Source organism: Streptomyces sp. So13.3 (assembly GCF_005860785.2).
Taxonomy (GTDB): Bacteria; Actinomycetota; Actinomycetes; order Streptomycetales; family Streptomycetaceae; genus Actinacidiphila; species Actinacidiphila fildesensis.
In genome coordinates this window covers 8,920,015-8,940,657 of sequence record NZ_CP048835.1, presented here as the reverse complement: position 1 = coordinate 8,940,657, position 20,643 = coordinate 8,920,015, and the positions used below count along the sequence as shown (strand labels likewise).

Here is a 20,643-nt window from a genome sequence, read left to right as displayed (position 1 = left end):
TGCACCGCCACGGTCGTGGCGGTGCAGCGTGAGCCGGAAGCCGGGCACACGGGTCTAGCGAAGTTGCTGCCGGACCCGGGCGGCTGATCGGTGCAGCCGGACCGCCGCAGCCACCGGAAGGGGCACTGCCGCCAGCAGGGCGGCCATCAACGCGACCGGAGTCAGACCGCCGCTTGCCACGGAGAAGACGACGGCGAGTACGGGGACGGCGATGACCGGCGAGAGCATGAGCAGCGTCGCCTGCCGCTTCTCCCGTCGTACCCACTGCGGGGACTTCCACAGCCGTACGAGTGCGGCGATCATGGCGGCCAGTGCGAAGAACGGTCCGATCACCGGAATGAGTGAGGCCGGAAGCGCGACGACGATCAGACACAGGGTGACCGCGGTGCGCCTGCCGCTCTCCGGTACAGGGCCGCTGCCGGCCTCCTCGGCCAGGGCGGCCGCGACGACCTCCCCGGGCGTCCCCAGCTGGTCCAGGACTCGGCGCACACTGCCCTCGTCGACGGTGTCGGCGTCCGCCAGCGCCACTTCGATGTGCTCCCGCAGATCTGCCAGCAGCTCCTGGCGGCGGACGTCGGGAAGCGCCACGACCCCTTGTCCGACCGAGGACAGATAGGCCTGCACGAGGGGGTGGGCGAGAGTGTCGCTCACGTCGTCTCTCCGGGGGTGAGGAAGTGGTCGACGGCGGTGCGGAAGGAGGGCCAGTTCGCGGTGAACTCCTCCAGCGCGCTGCGGCCGGCGTCGGTCAGTGTGTAGTACCTGCGCGGCGGCCCGTTCTCGGATTCCTGCAGGTGGGTGTCGGCGAGTCCGGTGCGCCGAAGGCGCGACAGCAGGGGGTAGATCGTGCCCTGGCTGGTCGCCATGACGTCGACCCGGGCAAGCTCCGCCAACAGCTCCACCCCGTAGCGGGGGCCGTCCCGGAGCAGCGCCAGGACGCAGTACTCCAGCACCCCTTTACGGAGCTGACTCGCCACTCGGCCGTCTGCTCCAGGGATGCTTGCATAACCATCTACCATGCAAAGCATGCTACCAGGTGGCCCGTACCGCCATGACGGACAGCGCAACATCAGGCCGACGCGTCAGCCGGCGGTCCAGCCCGGGATCGTGGGCAGCAGCCTTGCCATTCGGGCAGTGGACGGTCGTCGACGATGCCCTTCATGACGAGGGTGGACGTCAGTCGCTGGACGCCCGGCAGAGTGGCCAGTCGCTGGTCGTAGAGCTGCTGGTAGGCGGCCAGGCCGGCGGTGGCCACGCGCAGGAGGTAGTCGGGTTCTCCGAAGAGGCGCTGGGCTTGGATCACATGCGGGACGGCGGGCTGCGCGAGCGGTCGGTCGGTCGTCCCCGCGGTTGCCGGGCTGATAGCCGGATACGCCGGATACACCCTGCTCGCCGTGGCCGGTCCGGTGGTGATCGTGGCCGGCTCGGCCGGCCTGCTCACCGCGCTGACCATGCTCGGGGCCGGCTATCTGATGTGGCTCGGCTGGGGCGTACTGGCCCGGCCTGCCGCCCTGACCGCGTCCACCGAGCCCGTGGCCGCCTCGCGCCGGCAGATCATGCTGAAGGGCGCCGGGATCAGTGGTCTGAACCCCAAGGCGCTGCTGCTGTACTTCTCGCTGTTCCCGCAGTTCATCGACCCTGCGGCGGGCTGGCCCGTCGCCGCGCAGACCGGCCTGCTCGGGACGCTCCACATGACCCTGTGCGCTGTCGTCTACCTCGCCGTCGGCGTGCTGGCGCGTACCGTGCTGAAGACGCGGCCCTCCGCGGCCCGCGCAGTCACCCGCGTCTCCGAAGACGCGGCCCTCCGCGGCCCGCGCGGTCACCCGCGCCTCCGGTGCCATGGTGATCGTCATCGGCGGGTGCCTCCTCGCCGAGGGACTGATCGGCTGACCGGTCCCGCACAATCCCCACCGGATCAACGCCCGTTGAACGCCATGTCCGTTGAACGCCGTGAGTGACCCAGCAGCACGGCTGCTTCCACGCCGGAGCCACCAGCGCTGCCGCGGACAGCGCCGGTGGCTACGCGGCATTCACTCTGTTCCCCGAGGACACCTCGGTGCTCACGGTCGAATACAGGATCAACCCGCTGGCACCGGCCGTCGGCGAGCACCTTGAGGCCGTTGGGACGGTTCTCAGGTCGTGACGGATCCTGACCGTGTGCCAGTTGGAGGTGTTCGGCGTCCAGGGGGGCGAGCGGACGCTCGTCGCGAAGGGTCAGCAGACCCTGATCTGCATCAACAGGCCAGACCACTGATCGTGGTTCAGCGGCCGCACAGGGCCGTGTCCACGACGCTCTCCACGTGCTTCATGGCTGCCTCGTCGGTCGGCTGAATGGTCACCGCGACGTTGGCGGCGCGGCCCTTGCTGGTGACGCCGCCCCGGGTCTCGTACCCCGGGAAGCTGCCGCCGTGGCCCCAGTAGACACCGCCGCACGACAACGGTGTGCTCACGAGCCCCAGTCCGTAGCGGGCGCCGGAGGCGAAGGGGTATCCGGCCGGGACCGTGGTACGCATCTGGGCGAGCTGGGCCGGAGGGAGGAGGCGGCCGCCCAGGAGCGCGGTGAAGAACCCGTTGAGGTCGGAGTTCGTGGAGATCATCCCACCTGCCGACCAGGCCCAGGACGGATCCATCTCCGTGACGTCGACCAGCGGCGCGCCCGCTGCATCCTGGTAGTAACCCTTGGGATGGGGTTCTCGGATGGTGGCGTCACCCGGGGCCGGGAAGTAGGTGTGACGCAGCCCGATCTCCTTGATGATGCGCTGGTCTATCTCCTCGGCGATGGAGCGGCCGGTGACCTTCTGGACGAGCAGGCCGGCCAGCACGTAGTTCGTGTTGCTGTACGCCCACTTCTTCCCGGGGTCGAAGTCGGCCTTGTGCTGGAGGGCGAGGTCGAGGAGTTCGCGCGGCTCGAAGTACCGGACGTCGTCGCCGAGGTAGTTGGTGTAGTTGGGAAGTCCGCTGGTCTGCTGGAGGATCTGGCGGACGGTGATACGGCGTCCGTCGATGCCCTCCCCGCGTACGAGGCCCGGCAGGTAGGTGTCGACCTTGGCGTCGAGGCGGATCTTCCCTTCGCCGACCAGTTGCAGCACGACCACCGCGGTGAACACCTTGGTGTTGCTGCCGATCCGCACCTGCCCGTCGACGGGCACCTCGGATCCGCTGGCCACATCGCCGACCCCCGCGGTGTAGGTGCGGGTGTGACCCCAACGGTCCTGGACGCTCGCGAGTGCGGCGGGCAGTCCATCGGAGTGCACCAGCGCGTTCAGACCCTGCTGGACGCTGTCCGAGCGGCCTGAGGCAACAGTGTCCGGCCTGCCGGCGGCATACGCCGCGGGCGGCGCCAGGGCACCCATCGCCATGACACCCACGACCACCGCGGCGGCGGCCGCCACGACTCTGCGCCGACCCTCCTGCGGTCGCCCGGAAGAACGGAACTTCTGCCATGTCTGCTCGCTCACGCGCCAACTCCTGGGGAATCACTGGGACCAGTTGTGTGTACCGGTCCAGCATTTCCGGAAGCGACCGCCCGGACGATCCTGCTAACTGCCCAGCTCAGGTAGGGCTAGCCCCCGGTACGACCGGTCAGCGCGCCGGATCGAACGCCTGCCGATACCGGTACGGAGTGGTCTGGTTGATCCGGGTGAAGTGCACGCGGAGGCTCTGCGCCGAACCGAAGCCGCATCGTTCGGCGACGCGGTCGACGGTGTCGTTCGTGGTCTCCAGCAAGTCGCGGGCGCGGGCGACGCGTTCGTGCACGAGCCATTGCAGAGGCGTGGTTCCGGTACTGGCGCGGAAGTGGCGCAGGAAACTGCGTTTGCTCATCGCCGCCCGCAGGGCCAGCTCGTCGATCGTCAGCGGGCGGTGGAGCTGAGTGCGCGCCCAGTCGAGCACCGGAGCCAGACTGGTCGACTCGCCGGCCGGCACCGGCTGGTCGATGTACTGGGCCTGGCCGCCTTCGCGGTGCGGCGGGATGACCATGCGGCGGGCGAGAGTGTTGGCGACGCGACTGCCGTGGTCGAGCCGAACGAGGTGCAGGCACAGATCCAGTCCCGCGCACTCACCCGCGGAGGTGAAGATCCGCTCGTCCTCGGTGTAGAGCACATTCGGGTCCAGCTTCACCGCCGGCCACCGTTGGGTGAGTTCGGCGGCGTACATCCAGTGGGTGGTGGCGCGGCGGCCGTCGAGCAGACCCGCTGCTGCCAGGGTGAACGCTCCGGTGCAGATGGACGCGATCCTGGCCCCTCGCGCGTAGGCCTTGCGCAGAGCTCCCAGCAGCTCCGGCGGCGGATCGCCCTGCAGGTCGGCGCAGGCCGGGACGATCACGGTGTCGGCCCGCTCCAGCTCCGCGAGATCCGCACCGTCGAACGACAGCCCCTCCGCCGTGCGAACCGGACCGTCGCTCACCATCGCGCACAGCGTCACTTCGTACCAGGGGACCAATGCCGTTGCTTGATTAGTGAACTATCCCGGGATGCAGAGTGATGACCTTGGGCTCGACCCTCCGTGTGGGTTGCCGGTCCCGGGTGTTGATTCGGTAGGAAAGCTTGGAGGAGTACTTCGAGTCCGGGCGCTTCAGGTGCCGGTCCGCCTCCCGTAGACGCCGGGTGCCGTTGTCAAGCTTGCGGTGGACCTTTGCCGCCATCACGGCCAGGAACTTCTTGATCTTCGTCGGCGTGTCCGCGCACTGGCGGACCACGCTACGGCGTGTGTGCTTGAGGACTTTGACGAACGACACCCGGTCCGGGTCGATACCGTTGTCGTCAGCCAGCTGCATGACGACCCGGGTCAGGCAGTGGTGCACCGTCAGATGAGCCCAGACCTCCTGCCGGACAAGGGCGGGGTCGCCAGAGCGCAGAACTTCGGCCGGTCCGCGCTGGAACGTCTTGATCTGCCGAAATGCCGACTCCGCCTCCCATCTTTCCCGGTACAGAGCTGCCAGCTCCGCCGCCGGGTACTCCACCGGGTCCAGCAGGTCGGTCAGTAGCCTGACCATCTCACCGCCGTCGATGCGGTACTCGATCACCCGGACCAGTACACCGCCGGGGTGCGCGCCCTTCTGCCCGGCCAGGTTCATCCTCGCCAAGTAGGTGCCGTCAGCCAGATGCTCGACCGGACGGTGGGCCACTGGTGAACGGGCCCGGAGCAGGAGATGTGACCCGGCTTCCAGATACGCCTTCCACAAGGCGACTCCGGGAAAGTTGCGGTCCATGACCACGAGCATCCCGGCTGCCGAGCCGGCCAGAGTGATCGCGAGTTCCCGCTCGCCGCCGTTGAAGCCGCCCACCGCCGCGTCGATCTGCGCGTGGGTGCCACACTCGGTCAGTGTCACCACCCTCACCTGGGGAAACCCCGCCGACTGGCCGTTCTTGGTCGGTCCGCCGAACGCAGCCCGATTCACCTTTGTGTCCGGCGCGTCCAGCACAAACCCGTCCACCGCCGCCAGCCGCATACCGTGGTAGAAGGAGCCCTCCAGCCCGACCGGCGCCAACGGGCCGGCCAGCTCCTGGAACACGGCCTCCAGCACCAGGGGCCCCAGACGCCCGCGCGCCCGGGTAAACGACGACTTGTTCGGAATGCACGCACTCAACTCTGGCACACTGCCGACCAGTTGTTCAGCTACATCGTCGTATGAGTCCTGCTGGAACAGTGCCAGCGCAAGGGTGAAATAGACCATGAACCCAGCGGGCAGCGCGCCGGGCTTCTTGTCCCGGACCCGGCACTTCTCCAGCACCCCGGCAACCAGTTCCGGCGTCACCCACCGCGTCACCACCCCCAGCCGCACATGATCTGACAACCCCACCCAAGGATGCATGCTTGGTCCAACGACCCCGCCCCTGCAGCGTCACTGCGAACTGCTTAACGAGTTCAAGCAACGGCATTGACCAGGGGACGGGAAAGTCCTGTCGGGGACGGCCGAACACCTCGAACGCGACAGCGGCCTCGAACACCGGGACGTTCGCGGTGAGCGGCACGACGATGCGGTGGGGCTTCTGCATGGCACGAATCTAGCATCATGTGGCGTTCTTGCCACTGCCGCAGGGGATGCGACGAGACCAGGATGGTGTCCAGCGGTCGGCGAGCGAACCGTTCCATCCACACCATGACCAGGAGTTCCGCCATGACATCGAATCCGACGGTCACCGTCTTCGGGGCCTACGGGCACACCGGGCGCTTCGTCGTTGCTGAACTGCTCCGCCGTGGATGGACCCCCATCCTCTCCGGCCGGGACGCCGGGAAGCTGGCGGTTCTCGCGGCCGACAACCACGACCTCGAGACCCGCCCGGCGTCGATCGACGACCCGGCTTCCTTGGACCGCGCTCTCGTCGGTGCGGCGGCCGTCATCAACGCTGCCGGACCCTTCGCCGCCACGGCGACGCCGGTCATAGACGCCGCCCTGCGGGCCGGGATCCCCTACCTGGACGTGGCGGCCGAGGTGGAAGTCGCTCTGTCCACCGTCGACCAGTACGCGAAGGCCGCACCGGAGGCGGGGGTCGCGATCGTTCCCGCAGCTGCCTTCTACGGCGGTCTCGTCGACCTCCTGGCCACTGCGGCGATGGGAGACTGGCCCGCCGCGGACGAGGTATCCATCGCCTATGCCCTGGACAGTTGGCGTCCCACGCACGGGACCGTGGCGACCGGCTACGTCTCCGACACGCGCCGCGACAGCAAGCGCCTGGTCTTCAGCCAGGGCCGGCTGGAACTGCGCTCCGACGACCCCGCGACCACGGAATGGACGTTCCCCGAACCGTTCGGAACCCAGCGCGTCCAGGCGGACTTCACCACCGCGGACAGCGTCACCCTCCCGCATCACCTGAACGTCTCCGAGATCAGCAGCCATATGACGATCGCCCCGCTCGAGGACCTGACCGGTACCCAGCTGACGGAGCCGACCGGGGTCCGGTCGGACCAGCAGTTCCTCGTCGAGGTCATCGTCCGGTCCGGGGACGAGCGGCGCCGCGCGGTCGCGCGCGGACAGGACATCTACGCGGTCACCGCCCCCATCGTGGTGGAAGCGACGCGGCGCCTCCTCGAAAGCCCCGTGCCGCCCGTCGGAGTCATCACCGTCGGCGCGATCCCCGACGCGGCGGACTTCCTGCAGTCGCTCAGCTCGGAACACTTCACCGTCGAGCTCTCGTAACCCGTCAGCGGCTGCGAAGCCGGCTGTGACGGGAGCGTGGTGCGGCGGGTGTGTCGTAGGCGTCCTGGAGAATCCTGGAAACACATCTGTTCTCACTTGGAGTTGCGATGGCCGTTCGCCGAGTCGTGCCCAACGTCCAGTCGGAAGCGGTGCCGGAGAGCCGGGAATTCTACGGCCTGCTGGGCTTCGAGGAGGTCATGAACCACGGCTGGATCATGACGCTCGCCTCCCCGTCCAGTCCGGCGGCGCAGATCAGCTTCATGGCCGACGACAAGACCGCGCCGGTGACGCCCGACATGAGTGTCGAAGTGGACGACGTGGACGCGGCCTACGCGGTCATGCGGGACAGCGGTGCGGAGATCGTGCACCCCTTGCAGGACGAGGAGTGGGGGGTGCGTCGGTTCTTCGTCCGTGACCCCAACGGCCGGGTGGTCAACGTGCTGGGCCACCGCTGACGATCCTCCCGAGACCACGTCGGCCGGCCCCGGCCGTCGTGGGTGAACGGGTGGGCGAAACGAAAGGGCCGCACGTCCCGGCGTCGGGACGTGCGGCCCTTTCGTTTCGCCCACCCGTTCACGCAGTCTTCGCCATGAGGTCGTCGCCCGGGCCCCGTCGTGCACGAGTCTTTCGCCTAGCGTGCTCAGCGATCACCCGACGAAACGCCCGCGGAGACCTCCATGTGCAGTCCGCTCCACCAGCCCGACGGTGCCCTCCCGACCGGAGCCAGCCGTCGTACGTTCCTCCGTGTCACCGGACTCACAGGTGCCGCCGCGGCCGCAGCGGCCGGAGGGCTCACCACCGCCGCTTCCGCGGCCGCCCTGCCCCGACAGGAGACGGCTGACAACGTTGCCAATCGGAGTCCCGACCCCGACAGCCCCCGCTTCACGCTGGTCGTCATGCCGGACACCCAGTACCTCTTCGACGGCGCCAGCATCAACGCCGCGCCCGTCGAGGCGTCCCTGCGCTACATCCTCGACCACGGACGCGACGAGAACATCGCCTTCCTGTCCCACCTGGGCGATCTCACCGAGCACGGACTCAAGGAGGAGTTCGGGCCGCTGAGCAAGGCCTTCGAGCTGCTCGACCGGCGGCGCGTCGGTTACAGCGTCCTGGCGGGCAACCACGACATCAACTCGTCGACCGACGACCAGCGCGGCCCCACCCCCTATCTGGACGCCTTCGGCCCGCGGCGCCTGCGCAAGCTGCCCACCTTCGGCGGAGCGACACCCGACGGCTACAACACGTACCACCTCTTCCGCGCCGCGGGCCGTGAGTGGCTGGTCCTCGCGCTCGACTGGCGGCCGTCAGCCGCCGGACTCGCCTGGGCCCAGGACGTCATCCGGAAGCACCCGAGGAGGCCGGTCATCCTCACCACCCACGAGCTCGTGTACGCCGACCGGGACGGCGACGAGGCCGACTTCTCCGAGCACGGCCGGCACCTGTGGGACGAACTGATCGCCGGGAACGACCAGATCTTCCTGACCCTGAACGGTCACTACTGGCCCGCCGCCCGCACCACGCGAAAGAACGCGGCGGGCCATGACGTGCATCTGCACATCACCAACTACCAGAACCGCTACTACGGCGGCAGCGCGATGATCCGCCTCTACCGCTTCGACCTCGCCAGGAACACCATCGACGTGGAGACCGTCTCCCCATGGATCCTCGGCCGCGCGGGCGAGGGGCTCAACGAGCTGGAGCGCCGCGAGATCGAGCTCACGGGGCCGCAGGACAGCTTCTCCGTGCCGCTGGACTTCGAGCAGCGCTTCGCCGGCTTCGCACCCGTCACCCCGCGCGGCCCCCGCCCCGCCGCGCAGCTGCTGGTGCCCGGCGCCGTCGCGTACTGGCGGTTCGACGGCCCGCACTCGGACGGCGCCCCGGCCGACGCCGCCCTGCGGGTCGACGACCTGTCCGGTCACGGCAACCACCTGACCCGGGGGCCCGTTCCCGGCTCGCCGGCGGACGCCCTGCGCTGGTCCGCCGACCACCACCCCGACCAGCCGGGCCACGGCAGCCTCTACTTCGACGGCGGCAAGCCCCCGCTGCACGGCGCGTATCTGCAGACCGCCAAGGACGCCCCGCTCAACAGCAAGACCTTCCGCACCGGCTACACCGTCGAAGCCTTCGTGAAGCTCCCCGCCGACTGGGACGCCGGCCACCACGCGTGGGCCTCGATCCTCAGCCGCCGCGGCACCCTCGGCGCCGCCGGAAAGACCGCAGGCGACCCGGAAGAGCCCGTCGCCACCCTGTCCCTGTCCGACGGGCCGGGCCTCCAGTGGGCGGCCGCGCCGCTCGACCAGCCCGGCCTGGTCACCAACTGGAGCCACGAGCTGGCGCGGGGCACCTGGTGGCATGTCGCTGTCGTCAACGACGGCAGGCACACCACCTTGTACGTCGACGGCTGCCGGGTCGCCCGCAACCCCGCGACGCGTACCAACGGTCTCGCGACGCTCGGACTGCCCTGGCTGCTCGGCGCCTACGAGTACGGGGGCGTCCTCGACCAGCTGATGCACGGCTGGATCGGGGACATCAGGATCACCGAACGCGCGCTGCCCGTGCGCGACTTCATGAACTCCTGACCGGACCCCACCCACTTCGCCACCTGGCAGCACCACCTCACAGCACCACCGCCGATATGGCACCACCCCTCAAGGAGACACCTCATGGCGCGATCGAATCAGCCGCTCCCGACTTGGGCGGACCCCGACGTACCGGTCGGCTCGCTCGACCCGCAGGGACTCTCGCGCCGCCGGCTGCTCCGCAGCGCCGGCCTGTTCGGCGCGGCCTTCGCCGGGGCCGGCCTGCTCGCTCCGACCGCGGCCGAAGCGCACACCGACGGCGGCGGGGACCCGGACCTCGCCTATCTCGTCGGTGACCACCATGTGCACTCGGTCTACAGCCACGACGCGAAGTACACCTTCTCCCAGCTGGCGCGGGCCGCCTCCCAGTACGGCCTCGACTGGATGGTCCTCACCGAGCACAGCAACTTCGGACACGCCAGGGCCGGCGGCGCCCAGGCCGAGCACCGCGAGATCCTCAAGGCCCGCCGCGACAACCGGCGCACACTGATCTTCCAGGGCCTCGAGTGGTACATCCCCGGCGCCGAGCACGGCACCGTCTTCTCACCGCCCGGACGCCACGAGGTCGACCTGCTGACGCGCTTCGAGGAGGCCTTCGACGGCAAACTCCTCGGCTACACCGCGGGCGCGCCGGGCCACCCCGACACCCCGCGCAACGAAGCCCACGCCGTCAAGGCCATCAAGTGGCTCGAGCAGCAGCGCCGCAGCGGCTACGTCGACGACGTCCTCGTCCTCGCCAACCACCCGCTGCGCCTGGGAATCGACTCTCCGCACGAGATGCGCGCCTGGCGCGACGCGGCTCCGGGGATCATGATCGGCATGGAGGGCGCGCCCGGCGCCCAGTGCGCCGCCATGCCGGAGCGCGGCTCGACCAGCCACCGCGGCGAGTACGACAACTCCCCGTCCGAGAACTCCTGGCCCGGCTATCCTCGCGAGGCCTATCAGACGTACGGCGGCTTCGACTGGGCGACCGCGACGGTCGGCGGCCTGTGGGACGCCATGCTCGCCGAGGGCAAGCTCTTCTCGGTCACCTCCAACTCCGACGTGCACCGGGTCACGTTCGACACCTGGAAGAACGGCGACTGGCTGCCCGGCCAGAACTTCGACAACACCGGACGGCTCCCGGACCCGGTCAACACCACGGAGCCGCAGCCCGGCAGCGACTTCTGGCCCGGCCAGTTCAGCCGTACCCACGTCGGCGTCACCCACTACGGCTACCGGCACGTGATGGCCGGGATGCGGGCGGGCCGCGTCTGGGTCGACCACGGCCAGCTCGTCGACGGCATCGACGTCCGGGTGAACAGGGAGCACGGCTCCGGCCGTGGTGTCACTCTCGGCGGCCGGCTGCGGGTGCGCCGCGGCGAGAGGATCGTCCTCAATGTCACCGTCACCACCGCCTCACGCCCCAACCACCACGGCGAAGTGCCGGGCCTGGCCCACCTGGATGTGATCCGCGGCGCCGTCCGCGGCCCGGTCGCCGACCGCGACGCGTGGCGCGCACCCGACACCCGGGTCGTGCACAGCGCCGACGTCTCGGGCCGCAGGGGCCGCTACACCCTGCGCATCCCCCTGGGCCACGCCGAGGAGTCGTCCTACCTGCGGCTGCGCGGCAGCGACGGCAAGCGCAACGGCCCCGGGCTGCTGGGCGCGTCGATCGACCCGCACGGCCCGATCACCCATGAGCCGGGCAACGGCGACCCGTGGCTGGACACCTGGCTCTACACCAACCCGGTCTTCGTGGACGTCGTGCGCTGACCGTTCACTGGACGTGATCCTGGCCGACGAAGGGAGCCGCAGCCGCCGCTAGAGGAGCGGCTGCGGCTCGGCCGCCGCCTTCGCATCGTGGGCACACCGCGCGGCCTCGATCTCCCCGAGGTGCTCCTGCGACCAGTCCCCGATGGCCAGGGCCAACCGTGCCGCCTCGCCGCCGAGTCGAGTGAGTGAGTACTCGACGCGAGGCGGCACGGTGGGGTAGACCTCGCGGCGAACGAGGCCGTCGCGCTCCAGCGAGCGCAAGGTCTGCGCGAGCATCTTCTGTGTGACGGTGCCGAGTTGCCGCCGCATCTCGTTGAACCGCATCGGCGCGTCGTGCCTGCGCAGCAGGATGAGCGTGAAGAAGACCCACTTGTTGGCGAGGAGCTCGATGACGGTACGGGCCGGGCAGTCGGCCTGGTAGATGGGGAGTCCGGCCGACGGAGTGGTATCCATGAGGTACCTAGGTACCAAGAAAGTGCCTTCTTCACAAGAGATACCACTCGTACGCAGGATGTTCCTTGGAACCGATCACTCTCTTCCGCAAGGAGCAAGCCATGCGTGCCATCCGTTACGAGTCCTTCGGCGGTCCCGAAGTCCTCCGGCTCGTCGAGCTGGAGCGCCCGGTACCCGGCCCCGGCGAGGTCCTGGTCCGCGTGCGCGCAGCCGGTGTGAACCCGGTCGACTGGAAGGTCCGCCAGGGCATCCTCGACAAGTGGGGACAGCCGCCGATCACCCCCGGCTTCGACGTGTCGGGCGAGATCGCCGAGGTCGGTCCCGGTGTGACCGGGTTCCGGCGCGGCGACGAGGTCTTCGCCGCCCTCTCCAGCCCGAACGGCGCCTACGCCGAGTACACGGTCGCACCCACTCCCGCGCTCGCCCTCAAGCCCGCGTCCCTCGACCACATCACCGCCGCCGCACTGCCCATCGCTGGGCTGACGGCCTGGCAGGCGGTGGTGCACGCGGCCGAACTCAAGCCCGGTCAGCGCATCTTGGTGCACGCCGCGTCCGGCGGCGTGGGCCACCTCGCCGTACAGATCGCCAAGGCGCACGGCGCGTACGTCATCGGCACCGCGAGTGGCCCAGGGCACGCGCTGCTGCGCTCGCTCGGCGCAGACGAGCTCATCGACTACCGCGAGGCCGACTTCGCCGCGACCGTCCGCGGCGTCGACGTCGTCCTCGACTCGATGAACGACGACTACGGCCCCCGCTCGCTGGAGACCCTGCGCCCGGGTGGCCTCCTGCTGGCCGTCAACGGCACCGGAGCCGACGAGCGGGTCACCCCGCAGTCCGCCGCGGCCCGCGGCCTGCGCTACGAACTCTTCGGCATGACACCCTCCGGCGCCGATCTCGCCGAGCTCGGCGAACTCGCGGCGGCGGGCACCGTACGCGTTCAGATCGCCGAGGCCCTGCCCCTCGAGGAGGCCGCCCGGGCCCAGGAGCTGAGCGCGTCCGGCCGGGTACGCGGGAAGATCGTCCTCACCATCGCGTAGCGCCGGCGCCGCTCCCCCGGCCGCACACCGGCTTCACCGTGCGCGCTGCCGCGCGGCGTCAGAGATCCCCGTCGAACGCGGGCTGACACTGCCTGCTCGCCGGGTGCGCTTCGCAATGCGCGCCCCGCGCCTGCCAGGTCACGACCAGGGCGGCGACGAGCGCGGCGAGCGCGCAGGCATGGACGACACTCCCCCACAAGGCCATCCGGCAGCCCGTCCATCGACGGCATGCCGATGCCCCACGTAAGCAGCACGGCCAGAGCGGCACGATCACCAGCACGGTCAGCACGGCGCATCCTGCGGACAAGTCAACAGGGTCGGTCGGGCGAGCGGTAGTGCGGAGCCAGTGGCATCGGAAAGCCTGCAGAATGGATCAATGGCCGTGATTCCGGGGATCGTTGCGTCACCGGTGCCCACCGCGGGCGGAGTCGTCAGGTGCGGCGTCGGCGCGTGTGTGGTCGGGTCGCCGCCGTAGCGAGGGCGAGCGTGCTTTCTGGCGCTGGCAGACGGCGCCGCCGACGCTGGATGCCGCGGCCAGGATGATCGCGATGTGATCGGCGAAGTGCGGCCCCGGCAGCGGGATCTCGAAGTCGGGGTTGTCGGCGTAGCCGGCCGCGACGGCGCTGGGGACGTACTCCATCACCGCGGTCACGACTTCGGTTCTGGAACGGTCGGCCGGGCTCAGGAGCCGGCCCAGGATACGCAGGACGGTCGGGGTGCTGGAGTCGAGGTCGAGGTTGTCGGCCGGGTCCGTGTAGCCGGGAAGGTTGACCTTTTCCGGCGCCGGCTGGGTGTCGATACCGGTCTGCTCACCCCACCATGCGGCGGCGTGGGTCTCCCCCAGGGCGAGGTGGTGCAGGTACAGGCAGTACGAGGCGACGTCGTCGCCGGCCCCGGCGGCGTACTGCCACCAGAAGCGGGCACCGTCCTCGGAGTCGGCCAGATGCAGGATGCAGCCCAGGACCCGGGCACCGCGCGGCTCCGGCAGCTGCTCGGTGACGAAGTCGCTCAGCGACGTCGCGGCGGTCTGGGTCACGACGGTCTCGCAGAGCGTCTGCAGATCGTAGGCCGCGTCCCGCCCGGGAGGGTTCTCGTTGAAGGGGCTCGACGACGGCCAGGACAGAACGTCGTGCGAACCGGCCGAGGTGTAGACGTCCTCGTACGTCACGACGTCGTGCGGAATCCCGGGCTCCGTCATCAGGAGCGCGCGGGCGAGGAGTTGATCGATCGACGTCATAGGGAAGCGCCTCCCGGGCGGTCGTGGAGGTTGAGGGTCTCGGTCAGCGTGCGTTTGGCGTGCCGGTCGTCGGAGCGCGCCGAGGCCAGCGGAACGCCCAGCACCTCGGCCGCGACGGTGGTGTCCATGCCGCACAGGTAGCGCAGGATCGTTACGTCCATCTGGTTGTCCGGCAGGCGGCTGACCGCGTCGAACAGCATCAGCGACTCACCGACCTGGGCGAAGCGGGCCGTGGGGTCCACGGCCCGGTCCTGGGCGACGGTGGCGAAGGCGGCGGCGGCCAGCAGCGGGTGGTTGTCGATGTGCGGGGTGCGCGCCATGACCCGGGCCCGCAGGAGCCTCCAGGCGAACCGCTGGACGTTCGAGCTCCCCAGTGCCTCGTCCCAGCACAGCCACAGGATGTCGAAGGTCTCCAGGACCACACAGGCGGCCCGCTCGTCGGTGAGCAGGAGCGCCTTGGCGTAGGAGGTGTAGGGGGCCTGGTGGGTGTCGGTGAAGCCCTGGTGGTCCAGCGGCCGGACGTCGGGCCGTTTGGACGGCGGGACCTCCGCTATGCAGCCGTCTATCCAGTCCTTCTTCTTCTGCGCCTCGCGCGCCGCCGCGACCCACAGGCGCCGCATCGGACGGGCCGGTATGCCCAGCACCCGGATCACGCTGTAGGTGATCTCCCACCGCGGGTACCGGCCGGCGCCGCGCAGCAGTTCCGAGATCCGCGTCTTGGAGTACCCCGAGCGCTCCACCAGGTCGTCGAGCGTCAAGCCGCTGGTGAAGAGCCGGGTACGCACCGGCTCGAGCCAGGCGCGGTGGGAGGTGCCGGCCTGGTCGGTGATCGGTTCCGGCTTCCGGCCCCGCCGGATGGGAGGCTCCCCCTCGGTCTGCTCGGGCGGAATCGCATGGGGGCTCACCGGGCGGCACCTTCGTCCGGCCCCGCGACGGGCCCGGCCCCCGCGGCGGTGGATTCGGGCTTCCCGCAGGCGGACGCATGGACGACCTGCTGCACCAGCAACGCGAGCGAGGGCACTAACGCGGCCACCGCGGTCAGCTGCCCGAGCGCGGCCATGACCGCACTCCATGAGAAGACCGACACCAACACGATGACGGTCAACACCTGCTTACTGGACATCGAGACCTTTCCCATTCCGACGACGAGGGGCATCCGGAAGGCCTCTTCGCGGCGGTGCTGACGCGCCGTCGAGGAGCCGGGACGCCAGCATGGTGGGAAGACCACCCGCTACGCCATGTGATCATGGGATCAGGGAACAATGACCGGGGATCCCCAGGCCGCTCACCACCGCTCGCCTCCAAGGCAGCAGGACATGATGCCGAGTTGAGCACTCTTCCAGGCGAACTTCCCTCATCCGCCTGCGCGGGCGGCGCCGATGACCGCCAAATGGGAGACCGGACGCCTTTGGCGTCGGACCTTCCCTCCGGAAGGCCGTGCCGTCCCCGTGCTGAGCGACAAAGGGGGGCGCACACACCGCTCCCGCCTGTTCCCTCGCCGGCGGGAGCGGTTCCGGTTCCGAGCCCGCCACGACCCGACAGTTGCGGCTGCGGTTGCGGCTCCCCGCATGATCCGAACGGGTGAGTCACCTCGCCGAAGTATCGTGGCCAGGTGCGGGCAGCTGCTCGGGCGTGCCGCCGCCCGCACGGACCGGACCCATCCGCAGGCCGGTCAGATCCGAATAGGGAGTGCGGGGGTATCCGTCCCGCGCCCCGATCAGGAGGTTCATGTGGCACCAGCACCGCCGTCGGCAGCGGTCCTCATCCTGCACGGCGGTCGCGAAACGGGGCTCAAGCCACCCCCGCCCGGCCTGCTCAATCTGCCCGCCGTACGGATGCGCCCGTTCGTCCGGCACCTCGCACGGGCCACCCGCGATCCGGGCGGCGACAACGGAGGACCGGTACTGATCCGCAGCACGCCGTACACCCACCGTGGCTGGAACGGCGCCCGCGAGGACCCCCTCCACGATGCCGTGCGCGCCCTCGACGCCCTCCAGGACGAGACCGGAGGGATCCCGGTGGTGCTCCTGGGCCACTCCATGGGCGGCCGCGCCGCCCTCCGCGCCGCCGGTCATCCCCTGGTCACCGGAGTGGTCGGCCTCGCCCCGTGGTGCCCGCCAGGCGATCCATTCACCCAGCTCGCGGGCCGCGACACGGTCCTGATCCACAGCAGCCGTGACCGGATAACCAGCCCCCAGGCCACCCGGTCCCTCACCACCCGGGCCCGCCAGGCAGGAGCCCGCACCTGCTTCATCACGATCCGGGACAGCGACCACGCGATGCTGCGACGCGCCCCGTCATGGCACCGCCTGGCGACCACCCTGGTCACCGGTCTCCTCGGTCTCACACCCCTGCCGGCCGACGTCACGGAGGCCCTGGCCCTGCCCGCGGACGCCGAGGCCACGGACGGCACCCTGGACCTGGACCAGCTGCGCGCCGCGGCAGAACCCGACGCCTCGGGCGCCGCCTCCGCCGCGCGGGCCTGATACGGGCCGCACGCGCGGCCGTTCCGATGGCAGATCTCCAGGCCCGCGGCCGGGCATCAGCCGATCTGGTCGTTGTCCTTCAAGGTGCCCCACCCGTGCCAGCGGTCGATCTCGATCCATGCGCTGAATCGGCGGCGGTCCCGACGGGGGTAGGGCTTGCCGAGGTACTGCTGGGACAACCGGTCGATGTCGAACAGGTCCTTGTCCTCGCGCAGTTCGGCGACGCGGCCGATGATGCTGATGTGGGTGTACCAGCTGCTCTCGTCGAGCACGGTGATCGTCACCCGCGGATCGTTGCGCACATGCTCCAGCCGTTTGCGGCCCTCATCCATGTTGACCAGTACCCGGCCGTCGTCCCAGAGGTACCAGGTGGCCGTGGACACGGGCTGACCGTCCGACCGCAGAGTCGTGACGACGGCCGAATTGGCCTTCGTCAACATCGCGACTGCATCGTCGGGAAGCGGCGGTTTCGACATCGGACACCCTCCGTCACGCCTTGCTCATTGCACCGGGCTGTTTCCCGCTCGCAGGACTTGAGTTTTCTCCATTGCGTGACGCCGCGCCACCGCACCGGACGGGCGCCGGGGTTGCCTGCGTCGCGCCTGGCCGCACGGGGAGCGGCCGCCGTACGGGACGAAGCAGCCGTACGGGACGAAGCAGCCGCCGAGCGCTACAGCCGCCCGGGTGGTTGTCCTCAGCTCGACGGGAACGTACATGGCGCAACGGGCTGCGATCATGATGATCACCCGCTGGCGACAGGCCTTCGTGGCCGACAAGGAGCAGACGATGGCACAGGCTCGGACCGTGACGTTTCCCTCCGGCGTCCGGGTGCCCGCCCTCGGGCAGGGCACGTGGCGCATGGGGGACGATCCCGCACGGCGTGCCGAGGAGATCGCCGCCCTCCGGCGGGGCCTCGACCTCGGGCTGACGGTGATCGACACGGCGGAGATGTACGGAAGCGGCGCCGCCGAGGAATTGGTCGGCGAGGCGATTCGCGGCCGAAGGGACGAGGCCTTCCTCGTCAGCAAGGTGTTGCCGTCCCATGCCGACAGAAAGGGCACGGTCGACGCCTGCCATGCGAGCCTGCGCCGTCTGGGGACGGACAGAATCGATCTCTACCTGCTGCACTGGCGGGGCGGCATCCCCCTCCACGAGACCGTCGAGGCCCTGGAATCACTGGTCTCGGAAGGCAGCATTGGCGCCTGGGGTGTGAGCAACCTGGACGTCGACGACCTCACGGAGCTGCCCGACGGCGCCCTGCCGCAGACCGATCAGGTGCTCTACAACCTCTCCCGGCGCGGCCCGGAGTTCGATCTGTTCCCCTACTGCCGGGAACGCTCCATCCCGATCATGGCCTACTCCCCCGTGGAACAGGGCCGTCTACTGGGCCACAAGGCCCTGCAAACCGTCGCCGCCGCCCATGGAATGTCCCGGTCCAGGTGGCGCTGGCCTGGGTGCTGCGCCAGGACGACGTCATCGCCATCCCCAAGGCCTCCACCGCCGCCCACGTCGAGGAGAACCACGCGGCCCTGGACCTCCACCTGACGGACGACGACCTCCGCACCCTCGACAAGGCCTTCCCGCCCCAGCGCGCGAACAGCCCCTCGAGATGCTGTGACCCGCGCGGCTCCCTCGCGCCGGATGGCCAACCGTCCACCGGTCGACTCCGCCAAAGCCTGGCACTCCCCCGCAGACCAACCCACTGTGCACCGACCGCTCGCAGCAATGCGGCTTGCCCTGCCTTAAGGGCGAGTTGCTGTTGCTGGGCTTTCGAAGGGGGAAGGCCTGGCGTAAATCGGCGGGGGTCGTCATCATGGGGAACGAGGGAACACCCCGGGGGGCCGACGACGCGGACCGTCGAATCCGGGCCGGCGCCTCAGCGCCAGGGGGTCCCGGAGAACGGATCCCTCCCATGGACCTGATCCTCCTCACCGTAGACGGCCTCCTCGGCGTCCTCGCCTCCGCGCTCGCCCTGTCAGGGGAGATTGTTCGCGCACGACAGCGCGCAGCGACAGACCTGCGGCCCAACCGCCCTCAGGGATACGTTCAACTCCCGCCGGCCTGCGACTGCGACTGCGCCAGGCGGGATCAGTACTGACTCCAGCGGACGACACCACCGGGTTTCCGGCGATCTCATTGCGCGGCTCGCCACACACGAAGACCCCGATGTGCGACTCGCAGTCTCCGCCCGCCCGGGACTCTCGGAACGAGAGCGCGCCGCGATCGACTGGACGGTTGGTCCCGAGAACCGGCTGGGCATCCTGCGGTGGCTGCCGGGGCTTCCCCGTCAGCCGGATGCTGCCGCTACGGCCGTCCCGTACCGGTGAGAAGGAAGCGGATGATCCTGACGTCCTCGTCGTCGACGGAGGTGGCCGCGTCGTGCAGCAGGCCGAGAAGGCTCTGTCGCTGCTCGTCCGTGGGCCGGCTGTGGGCTGCTGCGGCCGAGGTGGCCCAGGCTCGGACGTCGCGGTGTGCTGCGGCAGCCAGGGCGGGGTCGGCGTCGTGAAGCAGCCGCAGGTTCAATTCCAGCCGGTCCCAGGTGCCTGCGGCCCGGATGATCCGGGCTGCCTGAGCCCGGAGCGGGGCCGGGCGCCCAGGGGCGAGCAGGTCGTTGAGACGCTGCCGGGGGACGGTGGCGGCCGCCGCCTCCAACAGGGTGGCGGCGGTCCGCTGGACTCGGGCGGCAGGGTCGCGGTCCATGACGGCGAGGAGTTCCGCGGCGGTGACCGCGGGGGGCCGCATCGTGCCGAGCGCGCGGAGAACGGCCGCGCGTACGCCCGGGCGCCGATGGGTCAGCTGCGGGCGCAAGAGATCGGCGGCCTGGGGGCCGGTGACGTCACCGCATTCCGCCAGGCCGGCGATAGCGCCGGGCGTGATCTCACCGGTCGGGCGGGCAAGGCGGGCACGGCAGGCAGGCGCGGGGTCCTGGCCGTGGCTGCGCAGAACCCAGCGCGCGATCTCACGCACCTGCCTGGAGCGGTCCGCGGTGAACGGTTCGGCCAGGTCGGGGCGCTGGGCCCGGCGCAGCACGGTGACGGCGACGGCCCGCACCGCCGACACCCGGGAGGCGAGCAATCGGCGAAGCACGGTCTCTGCCTGCGCGGTGGCCGGCGTATCGGGCCCGGGCGGGACGAAAGAGCGGAGGAGTTGTTCGGCCGCGTGCCGGGCCACGACGGCATCTGGGTCGGAGCCGGCAAGCGCCAGCAGCTGCGCCGTCTCGCACCGGTCGAGGTCGACCGCCGCGCTCAGGGCGCGCCGACGAACCCGGTGATCGGGATCCGTGAGCAGTCCACTCCACACCTCCGGGGCCGCGCCGGCAAGGCAGGCGGCCACGATACGAACGGCGTCCTCACCTCGCTGACGCCCCTCGCACGACCACGCCATGACCGCCGCTTGAACGAGCTCAGCAGGCCCGGAGCTCGCCAGCACGTCGGTGAGCGCCGCCTGGGCGGCGACCCGCACCGGCGCGGCCCAGTCCGAGCAGCGCAACACCAGCAGTGGGATCAGAGCGCGCGCCCCGAGCGGGAGAGTTTCCTGGGCGAGGGCACGCTGGCGGGTGCGACCGTCGGCGGCGCAGACCGCCAGCGCCCAGTCCCAGGCCGGAGACAGCTCCTGACTATCCGGCGCCGTCGAGCCCGTGGACGGAGCCGTGGATGCCGGCGCGGTGGCGCCCAGCAGCGACCGACGGACATGGCGTGCGTGCTCGTCGAAGGCACTCCACCAGTGTGGTCCCGTCGCACGGAACTCGGCGCTGTCGGCCAACTCGTGCAGGACTCGGATCAGTTCGGCACCGCGATGCGCCAAGGGGTAGTGCAGCTCGTTGAGCAGGAGCAGCGCCGCCGCAGATCGCGTGATGGTTTGGGCGTCGGCATCGGCTTCGGCAGTCATCGGGGCGTCTCCTCGCAGCGGCACACCGAGGGTCGGCGACACGGTGGCGACCCGACCGTAGCGCGCTCCGGCG

Annotated in this window: 19 protein-coding genes and 3 pseudogenes; 9 read left to right on the top strand and 13 right to left on the bottom strand. The window is 70.1% G+C overall.

All coding sequences use genetic code 11. The annotated features are described in order from the left end of the window. Positions 1 to 54: 54 nt before the first annotated feature. The 3 genes and pseudogenes from C8250_RS39920 to C8250_RS39910 all read right to left on the bottom strand — a co-directional run. Positions 55 to 651, bottom strand: a complete 597-nt coding sequence (locus C8250_RS39920; protein WP_138359505.1) for a hypothetical protein — start codon at positions 649 to 651, stop codon at positions 55 to 57. Then, positions 648 to 1,016, bottom strand: a complete 369-nt coding sequence (locus tag C8250_RS39915) for a PadR family transcriptional regulator (protein ID WP_138359503.1) — start codon at positions 1,014 to 1,016, stop codon at positions 648 to 650. The genes C8250_RS39920 and C8250_RS39915 overlap by 4 nt, the downstream gene beginning before the upstream one ends. A 50-nt stretch (positions 1,017 to 1,066) precedes the next feature. Further along, positions 1,067 to 1,300: pseudogene (locus tag C8250_RS39910) on the bottom strand (Lrp/AsnC ligand binding domain-containing protein); the annotation flags it as partial. Between C8250_RS39910 and C8250_RS39905 the strand changes: the two are divergent. Together C8250_RS39905 and C8250_RS39900 are read left to right on the top strand one after the other, a co-directional pair. Further along, entirely contained in the window at positions 1,296 to 1,955 is a 660-nt protein-coding gene (locus C8250_RS39905; RefSeq protein WP_138359501.1) for a LysE family translocator, read from the top strand. The pseudogene C8250_RS39910 and the gene C8250_RS39905 overlap by 5 nt on opposite strands. Then, positions 1,952 to 2,251: pseudogene (locus C8250_RS39900) on the top strand (PaaI family thioesterase); the annotation flags it as partial. The gene C8250_RS39905 and the pseudogene C8250_RS39900, both read left to right, overlap by 4 nt. 7 nt (positions 2,252 to 2,258) lie before the next feature. On the opposite strand, the gene C8250_RS39895 reads toward C8250_RS39900, so the two are convergent. The 3 genes from C8250_RS39895 to C8250_RS39885 all read right to left on the bottom strand — a co-directional run bounded on the left by C8250_RS39895 (position 2,259) and on the right by C8250_RS39885 (position 5,797). Next, complete coding sequence (locus C8250_RS39895) at positions 2,259 to 3,455, bottom strand: serine hydrolase domain-containing protein (protein ID WP_274599416.1); 1,197 nt, start codon at positions 3,453 to 3,455, stop codon at positions 2,259 to 2,261. 124 nt (positions 3,456 to 3,579) lie between these two features. Further along, positions 3,580 to 4,404, bottom strand: coding sequence for a helix-turn-helix domain-containing protein (locus C8250_RS39890; protein ID WP_138359499.1), 825 nt, complete (start codon positions 4,402 to 4,404; stop codon positions 3,580 to 3,582). Positions 4,405 to 4,450: 46 nt separating this feature from the next. Further along, a complete protein-coding gene (locus C8250_RS39885; protein WP_187145173.1) occupies positions 4,451 to 5,797 on the bottom strand; it encodes an IS4 family transposase in 1,347 nt (448 codons plus the stop codon). Positions 5,798 to 6,115: 318 nt separating this feature from the next. Between C8250_RS39885 and C8250_RS39880 the strand changes: the two genes are divergently transcribed. The 4 genes from C8250_RS39880 (at position 6,116) to C8250_RS39865 (ending at position 11,469) form a co-directional block, all read left to right on the top strand. Next, entirely contained in the window at positions 6,116 to 7,135 is a 1,020-nt protein-coding gene (locus C8250_RS39880) for a saccharopine dehydrogenase NADP-binding domain-containing protein (protein WP_138355436.1), read from the top strand. Positions 7,136 to 7,242: 107 nt separating this feature from the next. Beyond that, positions 7,243 to 7,590: a VOC family protein gene (locus C8250_RS39875; RefSeq protein WP_138355435.1), complete on the top strand. Its 348-nt coding sequence runs from the start codon at positions 7,243 to 7,245 to the stop codon at positions 7,588 to 7,590. 222 nt (positions 7,591 to 7,812) lie between these two features. Then, the gene (locus C8250_RS39870; RefSeq protein ID WP_138355434.1) at positions 7,813 to 9,714 is read left to right on the top strand and encodes a LamG-like jellyroll fold domain-containing protein; all 1,902 of its coding nucleotides are present in this window, start codon (positions 7,813 to 7,815) and stop codon (positions 9,712 to 9,714) included. Positions 9,715 to 9,798: 84 nt separating this feature from the next. Next, positions 9,799 to 11,469 carry a PHP domain-containing protein gene (locus C8250_RS39865; protein ID WP_138355433.1) on the top strand — a complete coding sequence of 557 codons (1,671 nt, stop codon included), beginning with the start codon at positions 9,799 to 9,801 and terminating at the stop codon, positions 11,467 to 11,469. 48 nt (positions 11,470 to 11,517) lie between these two features. On the opposite strand, the gene C8250_RS39860 is transcribed toward C8250_RS39865, so the two are convergent. Further along, entirely contained in the window at positions 11,518 to 11,922 is a 405-nt protein-coding gene (locus C8250_RS39860) for a helix-turn-helix domain-containing protein (protein ID WP_138355432.1), read from the bottom strand. A gap of 101 nt (positions 11,923 to 12,023) precedes the next feature. Between C8250_RS39860 and C8250_RS39855 the strand changes: the two genes are divergently transcribed. Next, entirely contained in the window at positions 12,024 to 12,959 is a 936-nt protein-coding gene (locus C8250_RS39855; protein WP_138355431.1) for an NADP-dependent oxidoreductase, read from the top strand. A gap of 58 nt (positions 12,960 to 13,017) precedes the next feature. On the opposite strand, the gene C8250_RS39850 is transcribed toward C8250_RS39855, so the two are convergent. From C8250_RS39850 to C8250_RS39835, 4 genes are all read right to left on the bottom strand, one after another. Next, positions 13,018 to 13,248 carry a hypothetical protein gene (locus C8250_RS39850; RefSeq protein WP_138355430.1) on the bottom strand — a complete coding sequence of 77 codons (231 nt, stop codon included), beginning with the start codon at positions 13,246 to 13,248 and terminating at the stop codon, positions 13,018 to 13,020. Between the two features lie 114 nt (positions 13,249 to 13,362). Next, positions 13,363 to 14,196, bottom strand: a complete 834-nt coding sequence (locus C8250_RS39845; RefSeq protein WP_138355429.1) for a hypothetical protein — start codon at positions 14,194 to 14,196, stop codon at positions 13,363 to 13,365. Continuing rightward, on the bottom strand, positions 14,193 to 15,101 hold the full coding sequence (locus C8250_RS39840) for an XRE family transcriptional regulator (RefSeq protein WP_244809692.1): 909 nt from the start codon (positions 15,099 to 15,101) through the stop codon (positions 14,193 to 14,195). The genes C8250_RS39845 and C8250_RS39840 overlap by 4 nt, the downstream gene beginning before the upstream one ends. Then, entirely contained in the window at positions 15,098 to 15,319 is a 222-nt protein-coding gene (locus C8250_RS39835) for a hypothetical protein (RefSeq protein WP_138355428.1), read from the bottom strand. Before C8250_RS39835 ends, C8250_RS39840 begins: the two co-directional genes overlap by 4 nt. Before the next feature lie 607 nt (positions 15,320 to 15,926). Between C8250_RS39835 and C8250_RS39830 the strand changes: the two genes are divergently transcribed. After that, positions 15,927 to 16,682, top strand: a complete 756-nt coding sequence (locus tag C8250_RS39830; RefSeq protein ID WP_138355427.1) for an alpha/beta fold hydrolase — start codon at positions 15,927 to 15,929, stop codon at positions 16,680 to 16,682. A 56-nt stretch (positions 16,683 to 16,738) separates the two neighbouring features. Here the strand turns inward: C8250_RS39830 and C8250_RS39825 are convergent, their stop codons facing one another. After that, positions 16,739 to 17,158 carry a PPOX class F420-dependent oxidoreductase gene (locus C8250_RS39825; RefSeq protein WP_138355426.1) on the bottom strand — a complete coding sequence of 140 codons (420 nt, stop codon included), beginning with the start codon at positions 17,156 to 17,158 and terminating at the stop codon, positions 16,739 to 16,741. Between the two features lie 310 nt (positions 17,159 to 17,468). On the opposite strand from C8250_RS39825, the pseudogene C8250_RS39820 reads away from it, so the two are divergent. After that, positions 17,469 to 18,268: pseudogene (locus C8250_RS39820) on the top strand (aldo/keto reductase); the annotation flags it as partial. 718 nt (positions 18,269 to 18,986) lie between these two features. Here C8250_RS39820 and C8250_RS39815 read toward each other — a convergent pair. After that, the gene (locus C8250_RS39815; protein ID WP_138355424.1) at positions 18,987 to 20,570 is read right to left on the bottom strand and encodes a HEAT repeat domain-containing protein; all 1,584 of its coding nucleotides are present in this window, start codon (positions 20,568 to 20,570) and stop codon (positions 18,987 to 18,989) included. Positions 20,571 to 20,643 lie beyond the last annotated feature (73 nt).

Coding starts and splice junctions, on each gene's coding strand:
- C8250_RS39815 (WP_138355424.1), bottom strand. CDS start 20,570: ATGACTGCCGAAGCCGATGCCGACGCCCAAACCATCACGCGATCTGCG.
- C8250_RS39855 (WP_138355431.1), top strand. CDS start 12,024: ATGCGTGCCATCCGTTACGAGTCCTTCGGCGGTCCCGAAGTCCTCCGG.
- C8250_RS39880 (WP_138355436.1), top strand. CDS start 6,116: ATGACATCGAATCCGACGGTCACCGTCTTCGGGGCCTACGGGCACACC.
- C8250_RS39860 (WP_138355432.1), bottom strand. CDS start 11,922: ATGGATACCACTCCGTCGGCCGGACTCCCCATCTACCAGGCCGACTGC.
- C8250_RS39890 (WP_138359499.1), bottom strand. CDS start 4,404: ATGGTGAGCGACGGTCCGGTTCGCACGGCGGAGGGGCTGTCGTTCGAC.
- C8250_RS39875 (WP_138355435.1), top strand. CDS start 7,243: ATGGCCGTTCGCCGAGTCGTGCCCAACGTCCAGTCGGAAGCGGTGCCG.
- C8250_RS39870 (WP_138355434.1), top strand. CDS start 7,813: ATGTGCAGTCCGCTCCACCAGCCCGACGGTGCCCTCCCGACCGGAGCC.
- C8250_RS39865 (WP_138355433.1), top strand. CDS start 9,799: ATGGCGCGATCGAATCAGCCGCTCCCGACTTGGGCGGACCCCGACGTA.
- C8250_RS39845 (WP_138355429.1), bottom strand. CDS start 14,196: ATGACGTCGATCGATCAACTCCTCGCCCGCGCGCTCCTGATGACGGAG.
- C8250_RS39825 (WP_138355426.1), bottom strand. CDS start 17,158: ATGTCGAAACCGCCGCTTCCCGACGATGCAGTCGCGATGTTGACGAAG.
- C8250_RS39915 (WP_138359503.1), bottom strand. CDS start 1,016: ATGGTAGATGGTTATGCAAGCATCCCTGGAGCAGACGGCCGAGTGGCG.
- C8250_RS39835 (WP_138355428.1), bottom strand. CDS start 15,319: ATGTCCAGTAAGCAGGTGTTGACCGTCATCGTGTTGGTGTCGGTCTTC.